This is a genomic window from Burkholderia sp. BCC1988 (assembly GCF_905339895.1).
GTDB lineage: Bacteria > Pseudomonadota > Gammaproteobacteria > Burkholderiales > Burkholderiaceae > Burkholderia.
The window spans coordinates 133640-149216 of record NZ_CAJPHA010000006.1; the positions used below are offsets into that span (position 1 = coordinate 133640).

Consider the following 15577-nt stretch of genomic DNA (forward strand, 5'->3'; position numbering starts at 1 on the left):
CCCCACCCTAAGATCGCTTCAACTTTGTGGTGCATGCGCAACACCGGCCTGCCGTAACTTTTAGAGATTGTCAAGAGTGGGTCCGCGAAATTGCGCGAAAGGCCGCAAATGTTTACCCGCGTGCGCGGTTTACCCGCGTGCGCGACTCGGATCCGCGCGGCCCCCGAGCCGCCTGAAGGGGTGCGATCGCTGCCGGTTCGCCGTGCTGCTGCCGTGGTCGCGATTTTTGCTGTTTACATATAGAGGGGGTGGCGAATCGGCGGCTGATGGGCTCATGTTAGAATCTCGCGTTGCGTTGCGCATGCAGCGCCCACGCGAAAGGCGTTCGCCGTCTTCGCTCCGAAACGATACGGATACATGGATCAATTCGCCAAAGAGACCCTGCCCACCTCCCTAGAGGAGGAAATGCGCCGTTCGTATCTCGATTACGCGATGAGCGTGATCGTCGGACGTGCCCTTCCGGATGTCCGCGATGGCCTGAAACCCGTGCACCGGCGCGTATTGTTCGCGATGCACGAACTGAACAACGACTGGAACCGCGCGTACAAGAAATCGGCGCGTATCGTCGGTGACGTGATCGGTAAGTATCACCCTCACGGCGATACCGCGGTGTACGACACGATCGTGCGGATGGCGCAGGACTTCTCGCTGCGCTACATGCTGATCGACGGGCAGGGCAACTTCGGCTCGATCGACGGCGACAACGCCGCGGCGATGCGTTACACCGAAATTCGCATGGCGAAGATCGGTCACGAGCTGCTCGCCGACATCGACAAGGAAACGGTCGACTTCGAGCCGAACTACGACGGCAACGAGATGCAGCCGTCGGTCCTGCCGTCGCGCATCCCGAACCTGCTGATCAACGGCTCGTCGGGCATCGCGGTCGGCATGGCGACCAACATCCCGCCGCACAACCTGAACGAAGTCGTCGACGCGTGCCAGCACCTGCTGGGCAACCCGGAAGCGACGATCGACGAGCTGATCGAGATCATCCCGGCGCCGGACTTCCCGACGGCCGGCATCATCTACGGCGTCGCCGGCGTGCGCGACGGCTACCGCACCGGGCGCGGCCGCGTCGTGATGCGCGCGGCCACGCACTTCGAGGAGATCGACCGCGGCCAGCGGATGGCGATCATCGTCGACGAGCTGCCGTACCAGGTGAACAAGCGCTCGCTGCTCGAGCGCATTGCCGAGCTTGTCAACGAGAAGAAGCTCGAGGGCATCTCCGACATCCGCGACGAGTCCGACAAGAGCGGCATGCGCGTCGTGATCGAGCTGAAGCGCGGCGAAGTGCCCGAAGTGGTGCTGAACAACCTGTACAAGGCGACGCAGCTGCAGGACACGTTCGGCATGAACATGGTCGCGCTGGTCGACGGCCAGCCGAAGCTGCTGAACCTGAAGGAAATCCTGCAGTGCTTCCTGTCGCATCGACGCGAAGTGCTGACGCGCCGCACGATCTACGAATTGCGCAAGGCCCGCGAACGCGGCCACGTGCTCGAAGGTCTCGCGGTCGCGCTCGCGAACATCGACGAGTTCATCGCGATCATCAAGGCCGCGCCGACGCCGCCGATCGCGAAGCAGGAACTGATGGCGAAGCCGTGGGATTCGTCGCTCGTGCGCGAGATGCTGACGCGCGCCGAGACCGAGAACGCATCCGCGGGCGGCCGCTCCGCGTACCGTCCGGAAGGCCTGAACCCGGCGTTCGGGATGCAGACCGACGGGCTGTACCGTCTGTCCGACACGCAGGCGCAGGAAATCCTGCAGATGCGTCTGCAGCGCCTGACCGGTCTCGAGCAGGACAAGATCATCGGCGAGTACCGCGAAGTGATGGCGCAGATCGCCGACCTGCTGGACATCCTCGCGCGCCCGGAGCGGATCACGACGATGATCGGCGAAGAGCTGACGTCGGTGAAGGCCGAATTCGGCGACGCGCGCCGCTCGAAGATCGAGCTGAACGCGACCGAGCTGAATACCGAAGACCTGATCACGCCGCAGGACATGGTCGTCACGATGTCGCACGCGGGCTACGTGAAGTCGCAGCCGCTGTCCGAGTATCGCGCGCAGAAGCGCGGCGGTCGCGGCAAGCAGGCGACGCAGATGAAGGAAGACGACTGGATCGAGACGCTGTTCATCGCGAACACGCACGACTACATCCTGTGCTTCTCGAACCGCGGCCGCGTGTACTGGGTCAAGGTCTATGAAGTGCCGCAAGGCTCGCGCAACTCGCGCGGCCGTCCGATCGTCAACATGTTCCCGCTGCAGGAAGGCGAGAAGATCAACGTCGTGCTGCCGGTCAAGGAGTTCTCGGCCGACAAGTTCGTGTTCATGGCGACGTCGCTCGGCACCGTGAAGAAGACGCCGCTCGAAGCATTCAGCCGCCCGATGAAGAAGGGCATCATCGCGGTCGGCCTCGACGAGGGCGATTACCTGATCGGCGCGTCGATCACCGACGGCGCGCACGACGTGATGCTGTTCTCCGACGCCGGCAAGGCCGTGCGCTTCGACGAGAACGACGTGCGCCCGATGGGCCGGGAAGCGCGCGGCGTGCGCGGCATGCAGCTCGAGGACGGGCAGCAGGTCATCGCGCTGCTGGTTGCCGGCAGCGAGGAGCAGACCGTGCTCACCGCGACTGAAAACGGCTACGGCAAGCGCACGCCGATCACCGAGTACACGCGTCACGGCCGCGGCACGAAGGGGATGATCGCGATCCAGACGTCCGAGCGCAACGGCAAGGTCGTCGCCGCGACGCTCGTCGACGCCGAGGATCAGATCATGCTGATCACGACCGCCGGCGTGTTGATCCGGACACGTGTGTCCGAGATTCGCGAAATGGGGCGCGCCACGCAAGGTGTTACACTCATCAGTCTCGATGAGGGTACCAAGCTCTCCGGCCTGCAGCAGATCGCGGAAGCCGAAGAGGGCGATGGCGAGGCCGACGAGGCGTCGGACGGCGAAGCCTGAAGAACGGATGAGACTCGAGCCGCCGCGGGCGAAAAGCGCCGCGGTCGGCGAGCAACCATTCATATTTCCAAAAGGGAGTGATGATGCAAAAGCAATTCAAGCAACTGGTTCTGCTGGCTGCACTGGTGCCGACGTTCGCGATGGCGCAAGCGCTGTCGAATTCCGCACCGGCTGCGACCGCGGCAGCTGCGCCGATCGACGCCGACAAGAAGGCAGCGATCAAGGATCTGCTCGACGCGATCGACGCGCCGAAGCTCGTGTCGGCTATCGGCAACAGCGCCGAGATGCAGGCAAAGCAGCTCGTGCCGGCGATCCTGTCGGACGCGCTGTCGGAAAACAAGTCGCTGAACGACAAGCAGAAGCAGGCTGCCGTGCCGACGCTGCAGAAGAACGCGGTGCCGAAGCTGGTTGACGGCGCGGGCAAGGTGTTCGGCTCGCAGCAGTTCCAGAACGACGCGATGTCGGCTCAGTACGACGCCTATGCGAAGTACTACAGCACGTCGGAGATCAAGGATCTGACGACGTTCTACAAGAGCCCGACGGGCCGCAAGTTCATCCAGGTTCAGGATCAGGTCGGCCGCGACGTGGTCAACGGCCTGATGCAGAAGTACATGCCGCAAGCGATCCAGGCGACGCGCGCGCAGGCTGACAAGGAAGTCGCGGCAGTCAAGCCGGGCAAGTAAGCCGTCCGGGCACGTCGCCCGGCCGTTCGGCCGGGTTTGGCGGGAGCCTGATGACAGTGCGATAATGGCCGTTTGCGCGCGAGCGCAAGCGGCCATTTCTTTTCAGGCGCGGTTCTTTCTGCCGGCGGCAAGCCGGTCGCAAGCCGGTCGCGTCCCTCCCGAGGTTTTCACGATGCGCGTCTTTAATTTCTCCGCCGGTCCTGCGGCGCTCCCCGAGGAAGTGCTGCGGCAGGCCGCCGACGAAATGCTCGACTGGCACGGCAGCGGCATGAGCGTGATGGAGATGAGCCATCGCGGCAAGGAATTCATGTCGATCCACGAGGCGGCGCTGACCGACCTGCGCGACCTGCTCGATGTGCCGGCCAGCCACCGGATCCTGTTCCTGCAGGGCGGCGGCATCGCCGAGAACGCGATCGTGCCGATGAACCTGCTCGGCGCGCGCAAGACCGCCGACTTCGTCGTGACGGGCTCGTGGTCGCAGAAGTCGTTCAACGAAGCGAAGAAATACGGCACGCCGCATCTGGCCGCCTCCGGCAAGACGGCCGACGGTTTCACGCGCGCGCCTGCCCGTGCCGAATGGCAGCTGTCGGACGATCCGGCCTACGTGCATCTGTGCACGAACGAGACGATCGACGGCGTCGAGACGTTCGAGATTCCCGACCTCGGCGACGTGCCGCTCGTCGCCGATGTCTCGTCGCACATCCTGTCGCGCCCGATGGACGTCGCGAAGTACGGCGTGCTGTTCGGCGGCGCGCAGAAGAACATCGGGATGGCCGGCGTGACGGTCGTGATCGTGCGCGAGGATCTGCTCGATCGCGCGCTGTCGATCTGCCCGTCCGCATTCGAATGGAAAACCGTCGCCGAGAACAACTCGCTGTACAACACGCCGCCCACCTATGCGATCTACGTCGCGGGCCTCGTGTTCCAGTGGCTGAAGCGGCAGGGCGGCCTCGAGGCGATCGAGGCCCGCAATATCGAGAAGGCGAAGCTGCTCTACGACACGATCGATGCGAGCAGCTTCTATCTGAACAAGGTCGAGCCGGCGGTGCGTTCGCGGATGAACGTGCCCTTTTTCCTGGCCGACGAAACGCGCAATGAAGACTTCCTTGCCGGCGCAAAGGCGCGCGGGTTGCTGCAGCTGAAGGGCCACAAGTCCGTCGGCGGCATGCGGGCGTCGATCTACAACGCGGTGCCGCTCGAGGGCGTGCAAGCGCTCGTCGAGTACATGAAGGACTTCGAACGGCGCGGCGCCTGACGGCGGCGCTGTTCAAACAGCACGGCAAAACGCATGGACGACGAACTGAATTCCCGCCTGAAACCGCTGCGCGACCGCATCGATGCGATCGACGCGCAGCTGATCGCGCTCCTCAACCAGCGCGCCGCGGTGGCGCTCGAGGTGGGCGAGGTCAAGAAGCATTTCAATGCGCCGGTGTTCCGGCCGGAACGCGAGCTGCAGGTGATCGCGCGCCTGCAGGACATGAGCGCGGGGCCGCTCGCGAGCGAGCACATCAGCGCCATCTGGCGCGAGATCATGGCCGCGAGCCGCGCGCTCGAGCAGACGATCCACGTCGCGTTCCTCGGGCCGGTCGGCACGTACAGCGAACAGGCGATGTTCGAGTATTTCGGCCAGTCGATCGAAGGGCTGCCGTGTCCGTCGATCGACGAGGTGTTCCGCTCGGTCGAGGCGGGCGCGTCCGCATTCGGTATCGCGCCGGTCGAGAATTCGACCGAAGGCGCGGTGTCGCGCACGCTCGACCTGCTGCTGCAGACGCAGTTGCTGATCAGCGGCGAACTCGCGCTGCCGATCCATCACAACCTGCTCACGCAGAACGGCACGCTCGACGGCGTGAAGCGCGTCTGCGCGCATGCGCAGGCACTCGCGCAATGCCAGCAGTGGCTCGCCGCGAACGCACCGCAGCTCGAGCGGCAAGCGGTGTCGAGCAACGCGGAGGCCGCGCGTCTCGCGGCGGCCGACCCGAGCGTCGCGGCGATCGCGGGCGACCGCGCGGCCGCGCACTACGGGCTGCAGATCGCGTTCTCGCTGATCCAGGACGATCCGCACAACCGCACGCGCTTCGTGATCATCGGCAAGCAGCCGGCCGGACCGAGCGGTCACGACCAGACCTCGCTGATCGTGTCGGTGAAGAACGAGCCGGGCGCGGTGTTCAAGCTGCTCGAACCGCTCGCGCGGCACGGGGTGTCGATGACCCGCTTCGAGTCGCGCCCGGCGCGCGTCGGCACGTGGGAGTATTACTTCTACATCGACATCGAAGGGCATCGGGACGAGCCAGCCGTGGCCGCCGCGCTCGCGGAGCTCGGCCAGAAGGCCGCGTTCCTGAAGGTACTCGGTTCGTATCCGCGCGCGCGCTGACGCGCAGCGGCCCGTCGCCTGCACCGCGCGGGCGGCGCGGCGAAGCGGGCAGGGCAGGCCGGGCGGCGCTGCCCAAGGCGGGCTCGGGCGGTATCCGGTGCAGGTCGTGCCGGGTGCGGGCCCGTTGCCCGGAATCTGGACTTCCGCGCGCGGGGCGTCGTTCCGCGCGCGTCACTTGGCTCTTGTCGTGTCAGGCTTTGCATTCAACAAACTGGTCATCTTCGGCGTCGGCCTGATCGGCGGATCGCTGGCGCGCGCGCTGCGCGAGCGCGCGCCGGGCGGCGCGGGCGAAGTCGTCGGCGTCGGCCGCTCCCGTGCGTCGGTCGAGCGCGCGCTCGCGCTCGGCGTGATCGATCGCGCGGCGGCGCTCGACGACGATGCGCAACTGCGCGACGCGCTTGCCGGCGCCGATCTCGTGCTGCTGGCCGCGCCCGTCGCGCAAACGGGCCCGTTGCTCGCGCGCATCGCGCCGTGGCTCGACGCCGCGACGCTCGTCACCGACGCGGGCAGCACCAAGTCCGATGTCGTCGCGGCGGCGCGCGACGTGCTCGGTGCGCGGATCGCGCAATTCGTGCCGGGCCACCCGATCGCCGGGCGCGAGTCGAGCGGCGTCGAGGCCGCGCTGCCGGATCTGTACGTCGGCCGCAACGTCGTGCTGTGCCCGCTGCCGGAGAACTCGCCCGACGCGGTCGCGCGGATCGACGCGATGTGGCGGGCGACCGGCGCCGACGTGCGCACGATGAGCACGGCGCAGCACGATCGCGTGTTCGCGTCGATCAGCCATCTGCCGCACGTGCTGTCGTTCGCGCTCGTCGAGCAGATCCTCGGCGAGACGGATGCCGAACTGAAATTCTCGTATGCGGCGGGCGGCTTCCGCGACTTCACGCGGATCGCGGCGTCGAGCCCGGAGATGTGGCGCGACGTGTGTGTCGCGAATCGCGCGGCGCTGCTCGACGAGCTCGACGGCTACACGCGCGTGCTCGCCCGGCTGCGTGCGGCGATCGACGCCGGCGACGGCGCGGCGCTCGAAGCCGTGTTCACGCGCTCGCGCGCGGCCCGCAAGGCATGGCAGGAACGCGGCGCGCAGCCCGCTGCCGAACCGGCCAAGAAATAACAGGAAACAGGACGATTCCCATGGACTATCTCGATCTCGGCCCGTATTCCAGTGCGTCGGGCACCGTGCGCCTGCCCGGCTCGAAGAGCATCTCGAACCGCGTGCTGCTGCTTGCGGCGCTTGCCGAAGGTGATACGACGATCACCAACCTGCTGGATTCCGACGACACGCGCGTGATGCTCGATGCGCTCGGCAAGCTCGGCGTGAAGCTCGCGCGCGACGGCGACACCTGTGTCGTCACCGGCACGCGCGGCGCGTTCACCGCGAAGACCGCCGACCTGTTCCTCGGCAACGCGGGCACCGCGGTGCGACCGTTGACGGCGGCGCTCGCGGTCAATGGCGGCGACTATCGCGTGCATGGCGTGCCGCGCATGCACGAGCGGCCGATCGGCGATCTCGTCGACGGCCTGCGGCAGATCGGCGCGCAGATCGACTACGAGCAGAACGACGGTTTTCCGCCGCTGCGGATCAAGCCTGCGGCGATCACGGTCGACGCGCCGATCCGCGTTCGCGGCGACGTGTCGAGCCAGTTCCTCACCGCGCTGCTGATGACGCTGCCGCTCGTGAAGGCGAAGGACGGCAGGATCGTCGTCGAAGTCGACGGCGAACTGATCTCGAAGCCGTACATCGACATCACGATCCGGCTGATGGAGCGCTTCGGCGTGACCATCGAGCGCGACGGCTGGCAGCGCTTCGTCGTGCCGGCCGGCGTCCGCTACCGTTCGCCGGGGCGCATCATGGTCGAGGGCGATGCGTCGTCGGCCTCGTATTTCCTCGCGGCCGGCGCGCTCGGCGGCGGCCCGCTGCGCGTCGAGGGCGTAGGGCGCGCGAGCATCCAGGGCGACGTCGGCTTTGCGAATGCGCTGATGCAGATGGGCGCGAACGTATCGATGGGCGACGACTGGATCGAGGTGCGCGGCATCGGCCACGACCATGGCAAGCTCGAGCCGATCGACATGGACTTCAACCTGATTCCCGACGCGGCGATGACCATCGCGGTCGCGGCGCTGTTCGCGAGCGGCACGAGCACGCTGCGCAACATCGCGAGCTGGCGCGTGAAGGAAACCGACCGCATCGCCGCGATGGCGACCGAGTTGCGCAAGGTCGGCGCGATCGTCGAGGAAGGCCCCGACTATCTGGTCGTCACGCCGCCGCAACAACTCACGCCGAACGCCGCGATCGACACGTACGACGATCACCGGATGGCGATGTGCTTCTCGCTCGTCAGTCTGGGCGGCGTGCCCGTGCGAATCAACGATCCGAAGTGCGTCGGCAAGACGTTCCCCGACTATTTCGACCGCTTCGCCGCGCTCGCCAAGGCCTGACCCACCGTACCGATGAAATCGACCCGACCCTTTCACCCGACCCCCGTCATCACGATCGACGGTCCGACAGCTTCCGGCAAGGGGACCGTCGCCGCGCTCGTCGCCGCGCATCTCGGCTTCCACCTGCTCGACAGCGGCGCGCTGTATCGTCTCGCCGCGCTCGCGAGCGTACGCTACGGCATCGCGGCGGAGGACATCGACGCGCTCGTGAAGCTGATCGACGATCTTCACATCACGTTCCGCGAAGGCTGCGCGCAGCTCGACGGCGTCGACGTGTCGAACGACATCCGCGCCGAAGCGGTCGGCAACCGCGCGTCGGCGATTGCCGTGCACGGGCCGGTGCGTACCGCGCTGGTCGCGCGCCAGCGAGCATTCCGCAAGACGCCGGGCCTCGTCGCCGACGGGCGCGACATGGGCACCGTAATCTTCCCGGACGCCGTGCTGAAGGTGTTTCTGACGGCCAGCGCCGAGGCGCGCGCGGCCAGACGGCATAAGCAATTGATGCAAAAAGGTTTTTCTGCTAATATAGATGACTTGCTCCGGGATCTTCGTGAACGTGACGCGCGCGACAGCAATCGCGCCGCCGCGCCGCTGAAGCCCGCGGCAGATGCCAAGCTGCTCGATACGTCGGCGCTTTCGGTCGATGAAGCGGTCGACCAGGTGCTGCAGTGGTACCGGGCGCTCGGCCAGCCCGCCTGAGAAGGCGAGCGGCAGTAGGTGCTTCGCGCGAGCAGCGCGGAGCGTGTTTCGAACCCTTAACCCCGTATGGACCTCGATCTGGCCCTTTCAGCCTGCCATTCCGGCCGGCGTGGCACAGCGAGCCATGCACAATCAGATTTTTATGTCCGACCTGCAAACCTCCACCCCGAATACCGAATCCTTTGCGGCTCTGTTCGAAGAGTCGCTGACCCGTCAAGACATGCGCGCCGGCGAAGTGATTTCCGCCGAAGTCGTGCGCGTCGACCACAACTTCGTGGTCGTCAATGCAGGCCTGAAGTCCGAGGCTTACATTCCGATCGAGGAATTCCTGAACGATCAGGGCGAGGTTGAGGTGCAGTCGGGCGATTTCGTGTCCGTCGCGATCGACGCACTCGAAAACGGCTACGGCGACACGATCCTGTCGCGCGACAAGGCGAAGCGCCTGGCATCGTGGCTGTCGCTGGAAAAGGCCCTCGACAACAACGAACTCGTCACCGGCACGATCACCGGCAAGGTGAAGGGCGGCATGACCGTGATGGTCAACGGCATCCGCGCGTTCCTGCCGGGTTCGCTGGTCGACACGCGTCCGGTCAAGGACACGACCCCGTACGAAGGCAAGACGCTCGAGTTCCGCGTGATCAAGCTCGATCGCAAGCGTAACAACGTCGTGCTGTCGCGTCGTGCAGTGATCGAAGCAACGCAAGGCGAAGAGCGCGCGAAGCTGCTCGAGACGCTGAAGGAAGGCGCGATCGTCAACGGCGTCGTCAAGAACATCACCGACTACGGCGCGTTCGTCGACCTCGGCGGCATCGACGGCCTGCTGCACATCACCGACATCGCATGGCGTCGCGTGCGTCACCCGAGCGAAGTCCTGTCGGTTGGCCAGGAAGTCACCGCGAAGATCCTCAAGTTCGACCAAGAGAAGAACCGCGTCTCGCTGGGCATCAAGCAACTGGGCGACGATCCGTGGGAAGGCATCTCGCGCCGTTACCCGTCGGGCACGCGCCTGTTCGGCAAGGTCACGAACATCACCGACTACGGCGCATTCGTCGAAGTGGAATCGGGCATCGAAGGCCTCGTCCACGTGTCGGAAATGGACTGGACCAACAAGAACGTTGCACCGTCGAAGGTTGTCCAGCTGGGCGACGAAGTCGAAGTCATGGTCCTCGAGATCGACGAAGACCGTCGTCGTATCAGCCTCGGCATGAAGCAGTGCAAGCCGAATCCGTGGGATGACTTCAGCCGCAACTTCAAGAAGGGCGACAAGATCACGGGCGCAATCAAGTCGATCACCGACTTCGGCGTGTTCATCGGTCTGCCGGGCGGCATCGACGGCCTGGTCCACCTGTCGGACCTGTCGTGGAGCGAAGCCGGCGAAGAAGCCGTTCGCAAGTACAAGAAGGGCGACGAAGTCGAAGCGATCGTGCTCGGTATCGACGTCGAGAAGGAGCGTATTTCGCTCGGCATCAAGCAGCTCGAAGGCGACCCGTTCAGCAACTACGTTGCAATGAACGACAAGGGTTCGATCGTCGACGGCGTGGTGAAGTCGGTCGACGCGAAGGGCGCTGTTATCACGCTGACGGGCGACATCGAAGGCTACCTGCGTGCATCGGAAATCTCGCAGGATCGCGTCGAAGACGCACGCAACGTGCTGAAGGAAGGCGACAAGGTCAACGCGATGGTGATCAACATCGATCGCAAGTCGCGTGGCATCAACCTGTCGATCAAGGCGAAGGATTCGGCTGAACAACAGGAAGCGATCCGCGGCCTGCAGTCGGACACCAGCGCTGCTGCGACCGGTACGACCAACCTCGGCGCGCTGCTGAAGGCGAAGCTCGACGGCCAGAACCAGTAAGCCTCACGAGGTCTGCTGAAGTATGACCAAATCCGAGTTGGTCGCGCAGCTGGCACTGCGATTTCCGCAACTTGTCCTCAAGGATGCGGATTTCGCGGTGAAAACGATGCTCGATGCGATGTCCGACGCCCTGGCGAAAGGGCACCGTATCGAAATTCGGGGTTTCGGCAGCTTCGGCCTCAACCGTCGCCCGGCACGCGTCGGACGCAACCCGAAGTCGGGAGAGAAAGTGCAGGTGCCCGAGAAGTTCGTGCCTCACTTCAAGCCCGGCAAGGAATTGCGTGAACGCGTCGACGGCCGCGCCGGCGAGCCGCTGAAAGCTGATGATCCGGACGACGAACGTTGAACGTCGTTCGGCTTGCCCGGAATCCGTCCGGCGAAGGCTGAAGAAAAAAGCGCCCCTTGCGGGCGCTTTTTTCATTTCCGGCTGCCGTGCGGCAATGCGCATCCGCAGGATGTGCGGTGACGCGGAAACGCTTCCTTTACAATACGGGTCGATTCGGCGCCGCGAAGGGGAGTCGCGCGCCGCGGCAAACCTCAACAAAGAGAGGGCTACATGAAGTTTATCGTCTGGCTGATCCGGGTATTGGTGTTCGTGCTGCTGCTGGTGCTCGCACTGGCCAATACGCAAACCGCGACGCTGAATTTCGTTGCCGGCTACGCATGGCAAGCGCCGCTGATCCTGATCGGCCTCGCGTTCTTCGTCGTCGGGCTGCTGGCCGGCCTGCTGTCGGCACTGCCGGCGATGTTCCGCTTGCGCCTCGAGAACGGGCGCCTGAAGCGCGATCTGCGTGCGGCGCGCGAAACCCCGGCCATCGTCGACCAGCCGCCGATGCCGCCCGTCATTTAACACGGACGCCGCGCGACTCCCGCGCGGTTTTCGTCTCTGCTTCGATATTTCGCATGGATCTGGATTTCTGGTGGTTGCTCGCGATTCCGGTGGCGTTCGCGCTCGGCTGGGCGGCGTCACGCTATGACCTGAAGAACCTCCTGTCGGAGAGCGCCAACCTGCCGCGATCGTATTTCCGCGGCCTGAACTTTCTGTTGAACGAACAACCGGACAAGGCGATCGACGCGTTCATCGAGGTCGCGAAACTCGACCCCGAGACGGTCGAGCTGCACTTCGCGCTCGGCAACCTGTTCCGCCGTCGCGGCGAAACGGACCGTGCGATCCGCGTGCACCAGAATCTGCTGAGCCGCACGGACCTGCCCGTCAACGAGCGCGACCATGCGCTGTACGAACTCGGCCAGGATTTCCTGAAGGCCGGCCTGCTCGATCGTGCCGAGGAGGCCTTCCACCGGCTCGCCGACGGCGACTACGCGCTGGGCGCGCAGCGGGCGCTGCTGACGATCTACGAGATCGAGAAGGACTGGAACAAGTCGATCGACACCGCGAAGCGCATCGAATCGATGAGCGACAAGCCGCTCGGCACCGAAATCGCGCAGTTCCACTGCGAACTCGCGCAGGACGCGCTGCAACGCAAGAACGCCACGGCCGCGGCCGAGCAGTTGAAGCTCGCGCTTGCCGCGAACCCGCAGAACGTCCGCGCGACGATCTTGTCGGGTGATGCCGCGCAGGCGGCGGGCGATCACGCGGCCGCGATCGAGCACTGGAAGCGCGTCGAGGCGCAAAATCCCGCTTATCTGCCGCTCGTCGCCGACAAGCTGATGAAGGCCTATGTCGCGCTCGACAAGCCGGTCGAGGGCGCCGAGCTGCTGATGGGCTACGTCGATCGCTATCCGTCGAACGACCTGCTCGATACTGCGTATCAGCACATCGCCGGGTTGCGCGGCCAGGACGCGGCGCATACGCTCGCGCGCACGCAGATGGAGAAGTCGCCGAACCTGTCGGGCATGCTGCACCTGCTCGATGCGCAGATCGCGGCCGCCGACGAGCCGCGCCGTAAGGAACTTGAAATGATGCGCGCGCTGATCAAGCAGCGCACCAAAAATCTGCCACGCTATACGTGCCAGAATTGCGGTTTCCGGGCACGGCTCTTCTACTGGCAGTGCCCCGGATGCAGCGGCTGGGAAACCTATGCGCCGCGCCGCGTCGAACCTGCGATGCCGGGTTGATCCCGGCGCGCGGCGCCGACGTACTGCGGTTCCCGCCGGGTCCGGCCCGGCGGGCAAGTTAGTCAATTACCGGGACGTACCGGAACATCTATGAAAATCACCATCATCGGCACCGGCTATGTCGGTCTTGTCACAGGCTCCTGCCTCGCCGAGATCGGCCACGACGTCTTCTGTCTGGATGTCGATCCGCGCAAGATCGAGATCCTGAACAACGGCGGGATGCCGATTCACGAACCGGGCCTGCTGGACATCATCGCGCGCAATCGCGCGGCAGGGCGTCTGCGCTTCTCGACGGACATCGAGGCGAGCGTCGCGCACGGCGAGATCCAGTTCATCGCCGTCGGCACGCCGCCCGACGAGGACGGTTCGGCCGACCTGCAATACGTGCTCGAGGCCGCGCGCAACATCGGTCGTTACATGACCGGTTTCAAGGTGATCGTCGACAAGTCGACGGTGCCGGTCGGCACCGCGCAGCGCGTGCGCGCGGTGGTCGACGAGGCGCTCGGCGCCCGCGGGCTCGCGGGCAGCGTCGCGCACCGTTTCTCCGTCGTATCGAATCCGGAATTCCTGAAGGAAGGCGCGGCAGTCGAGGACTTCATGCGCCCGGACCGGATCGTCATCGGCGTCGACGACGACGAGACGGGCACGGTGGCGCGCGAGAGGATGAAGAAGCTGTACGCGCCGTTCAACCGCAATCACGAGCGCACGATCTACATGGACGTGCGTTCGGCGGAATTCGCGAAATATGCGGCGAATGCGATGCTCGCGACCCGCATCTCGTTCATGAACGAGATGTCGAATCTCGCCGACAAGGTCGGTGCCGACATCGAAGCCGTGCGCCGCGGGATCGGTTCCGATCCGCGCATCGGCTATCACTTCCTGTACGCGGGCGTCGGCTACGGCGGCTCGTGCTTCCCGAAGGACGTGCAGGCGCTGATCCGCACCGCCGGCGAGAACGGCCAGCCGCTGCGCATCCTGGAGGCCGTCGAAGCGGCCAACTCCGCGCAGAAGGACGTGCTGATCGGCAAGATCGAGCAGCGCTTCGGCGCGGACCTGACCGGTCGCGAATTCGCGGTCTGGGGCCTCGCGTTCAAGCCGAATACGGACGACATGCGCGAGGCGCCGAGCCGTCGGCTGATCGGCGCGCTGCTCGGGCGCGGCGCGATCGTGCGCGCGTACGATCCGGTCGCGATCGACGAGGCGCGCCGCGTGTTCGCGCTCGATCTCGGCGAGGCTTCCGACGCGCTTGCGCGTCTGCATTTCGTCGATACCCAGGACGCGGCCGTGAGCGCCGCGGATGCGCTCGTGATCGTCACCGAGTGGAAGGAATTCCGGAGCCCGGATTTCACGCGCCTGAAGGCCGAACTGAAGGCGCCGGTGATCTTCGACGGACGCAACCTGTACGAACCGGACGCGATGGCCGAACTCGGCTTCGACTACCACGCGATCGGGCGTCCGCATGTCGATCCGCAGTCCTCCTCCCGTGGATGAGCGCACGATGACGACCCTTCGCGAAGTGGTGCCGGTCCCGCGCGCGCAGCTCGCGCGTTCGCGTGTGCTCGTGGTCGGCGACGTGATGCTCGACCGCTACTGGTTCGGCAACGTCGACCGTATTTCGCCGGAAGCACCGGTGCCCGTCGTGCACGTGCAGCGCCAGGAAGAGCGGCTCGGCGGCGCGGCCAACGTCGCGCGCAACGCCGTGACGCTCGGCGCCCAGGCCGGGCTGCTGTGCGTGGTCGGCTGCGACGAACCCGGTGAGCGGATCGTCGAGCTGCTCGGCAGCAGTGGCGTCACGCCCCATCTCGAGCGCGACGCGGCGCTGCCGACGACCATCAAGCTGCGCGTGCTTGCGCGCCAGCAGCAGCTGCTGCGCGTCGATTTCGAGGCGATGCCGACGCACGAGGTGCTGCTCGCCGGGCTCGCGCGGTTCGACGCGCTGCTGCCGCAGCACGACATCGTGCTGATGTCGGATTACGCGAAAGGCGGGCTGACGCACGTGACGACGATGATCGAGAAGGCGCGCGCGGCCGGCAAGCCGGTGCTCGTCGATCCGAAGGGCGGCGACTGGGCGCGCTATCGCGGCGCCTCGCTGATCACGCCGAACCGCGCGGAGTTGCGCGAAGTCGTCGGTCAGTGGCATTCGGAAGACGACCTTCGCGCGCGCGTCGCGAAGCTGCGCGCGGAACTCGATCTCGATGCGTTGCTGCTCACGCGTTCGGAAGAGGGGATGACGCTCTTTTCGGCCGCGGGCGAACTGCACGCGCCGGCGCTCGCGCGCGAGGTGTACGACGTGTCGGGGGCGGGCGATACCGTGATCGCGACCGTCGCGACGATGCTCGGCGCAGGCGTGCCGCTCGTCGACGCCGTCGTGCTCGCGAACCGTGCCGCGGGTATCGTGGTCGGCAAGCTCGGCACGGCGACCGTCGGCTACGACGAACTGTTTCACTGAGCGCATCGGGCGGCGCACGCGCCGGCCGGACGGCTCCCATTTTT

13 protein-coding genes are annotated in these 15577 nt (G+C 65.7%); all 13 read left to right on the plus strand.

Annotated elements, in window-relative coordinates; all coding sequences use genetic code 11:
- The first annotated feature begins 357 nt into the window (after positions 1-357).
- Positions 358-2961, plus strand: coding sequence for a DNA gyrase subunit A (gyrA, locus tag U4012_RS10600; protein WP_044844841.1), 2604 nt, complete (start codon positions 358-360; stop codon positions 2959-2961).
- An 83-nt stretch (positions 2962-3044) separates the two neighbouring features.
- Positions 3045-3644 carry a DUF2059 domain-containing protein gene (locus tag U4012_RS10605; RefSeq protein WP_044844860.1) on the plus strand — a complete coding sequence of 200 codons (600 nt, stop codon included), beginning with the start codon at positions 3045-3047 and terminating at the stop codon, positions 3642-3644.
- Positions 3645-3816: 172 nt separating this feature from the next.
- Entirely contained in the window at positions 3817-4899 is a 1083-nt protein-coding gene (gene serC / locus U4012_RS10610; RefSeq protein ID WP_321798323.1) for a 3-phosphoserine/phosphohydroxythreonine transaminase, read from the plus strand.
- A gap of 33 nt (positions 4900-4932) precedes the next feature.
- Positions 4933-6015 (plus strand): prephenate dehydratase, encoded by a 1083-nt coding sequence (pheA, locus tag U4012_RS10615; RefSeq protein WP_321798325.1) that lies wholly within the window; start codon positions 4933-4935, stop codon positions 6013-6015.
- 187 nt (positions 6016-6202) lie between these two features.
- On the plus strand, positions 6203-7129 hold the full coding sequence (locus U4012_RS10620) for a prephenate dehydrogenase/arogenate dehydrogenase family protein (RefSeq protein ID WP_321798327.1): 927 nt from the start codon (positions 6203-6205) through the stop codon (positions 7127-7129).
- Positions 7130-7149: 20 nt separating this feature from the next.
- Positions 7150-8454 (plus strand): 3-phosphoshikimate 1-carboxyvinyltransferase, encoded by a 1305-nt coding sequence (gene aroA / locus U4012_RS10625; protein ID WP_044844837.1) that lies wholly within the window; start codon positions 7150-7152, stop codon positions 8452-8454.
- Between the two features lie 12 nt (positions 8455-8466).
- Positions 8467-9153, plus strand: a complete 687-nt coding sequence (cmk, locus tag U4012_RS10630) for a (d)CMP kinase (RefSeq protein ID WP_044844836.1) — start codon at positions 8467-8469, stop codon at positions 9151-9153.
- 142 nt (positions 9154-9295) lie between these two features.
- Positions 9296-11008, plus strand: a complete 1713-nt coding sequence (gene rpsA, locus U4012_RS10635) for a 30S ribosomal protein S1 (protein WP_044844859.1) — start codon at positions 9296-9298, stop codon at positions 11006-11008.
- 22 nt (positions 11009-11030) lie between these two features.
- Complete coding sequence (locus tag U4012_RS10640) at positions 11031-11354, plus strand: integration host factor subunit beta (RefSeq protein WP_034187427.1); 324 nt, start codon at positions 11031-11033, stop codon at positions 11352-11354.
- A gap of 210 nt (positions 11355-11564) precedes the next feature.
- Positions 11565-11858, plus strand: coding sequence for a lipopolysaccharide assembly protein LapA domain-containing protein (locus tag U4012_RS10645; RefSeq protein WP_044844835.1), 294 nt, complete (start codon positions 11565-11567; stop codon positions 11856-11858).
- A 53-nt stretch (positions 11859-11911) separates the two neighbouring features.
- Positions 11912-13084 carry a lipopolysaccharide assembly protein LapB gene (lapB, locus tag U4012_RS10650; protein ID WP_124571003.1) on the plus strand — a complete coding sequence of 391 codons (1173 nt, stop codon included), beginning with the start codon at positions 11912-11914 and terminating at the stop codon, positions 13082-13084.
- 90 nt (positions 13085-13174) lie between these two features.
- Positions 13175-14575, plus strand: coding sequence for a UDP-glucose/GDP-mannose dehydrogenase family protein (locus U4012_RS10655; protein ID WP_321798336.1), 1401 nt, complete (start codon positions 13175-13177; stop codon positions 14573-14575).
- Positions 14576-14582: 7 nt separating this feature from the next.
- The gene (gene rfaE1, locus U4012_RS10660) at positions 14583-15533 is read left to right on the plus strand and encodes a D-glycero-beta-D-manno-heptose-7-phosphate kinase (RefSeq protein ID WP_124487829.1); all 951 of its coding nucleotides are present in this window, start codon (positions 14583-14585) and stop codon (positions 15531-15533) included.
- The last annotated feature ends 44 nt before the right edge of the window (positions 15534-15577 follow it).

Coding starts and splice junctions, on each gene's coding strand:
- gyrA (WP_044844841.1), top strand. CDS start 358: ATGGATCAATTCGCCAAAGAGACCCTGCCCACCTCCCTAGAGGAGGAA.
- U4012_RS10605 (WP_044844860.1), top strand. CDS start 3,045: ATGCAAAAGCAATTCAAGCAACTGGTTCTGCTGGCTGCACTGGTGCCG.
- serC (WP_321798323.1), top strand. CDS start 3,817: ATGCGCGTCTTTAATTTCTCCGCCGGTCCTGCGGCGCTCCCCGAGGAA.
- pheA (WP_321798325.1), top strand. CDS start 4,933: ATGGACGACGAACTGAATTCCCGCCTGAAACCGCTGCGCGACCGCATC.
- aroA (WP_044844837.1), top strand. CDS start 7,150: ATGGACTATCTCGATCTCGGCCCGTATTCCAGTGCGTCGGGCACCGTG.
- cmk (WP_044844836.1), top strand. CDS start 8,467: ATGAAATCGACCCGACCCTTTCACCCGACCCCCGTCATCACGATCGAC.
- rpsA (WP_044844859.1), top strand. CDS start 9,296: ATGTCCGACCTGCAAACCTCCACCCCGAATACCGAATCCTTTGCGGCT.
- U4012_RS10640 (WP_034187427.1), top strand. CDS start 11,031: ATGACCAAATCCGAGTTGGTCGCGCAGCTGGCACTGCGATTTCCGCAA.
- U4012_RS10645 (WP_044844835.1), top strand. CDS start 11,565: ATGAAGTTTATCGTCTGGCTGATCCGGGTATTGGTGTTCGTGCTGCTG.
- lapB (WP_124571003.1), top strand. CDS start 11,912: ATGGATCTGGATTTCTGGTGGTTGCTCGCGATTCCGGTGGCGTTCGCG.
- U4012_RS10655 (WP_321798336.1), top strand. CDS start 13,175: ATGAAAATCACCATCATCGGCACCGGCTATGTCGGTCTTGTCACAGGC.
- rfaE1 (WP_124487829.1), top strand. CDS start 14,583: ATGACGACCCTTCGCGAAGTGGTGCCGGTCCCGCGCGCGCAGCTCGCG.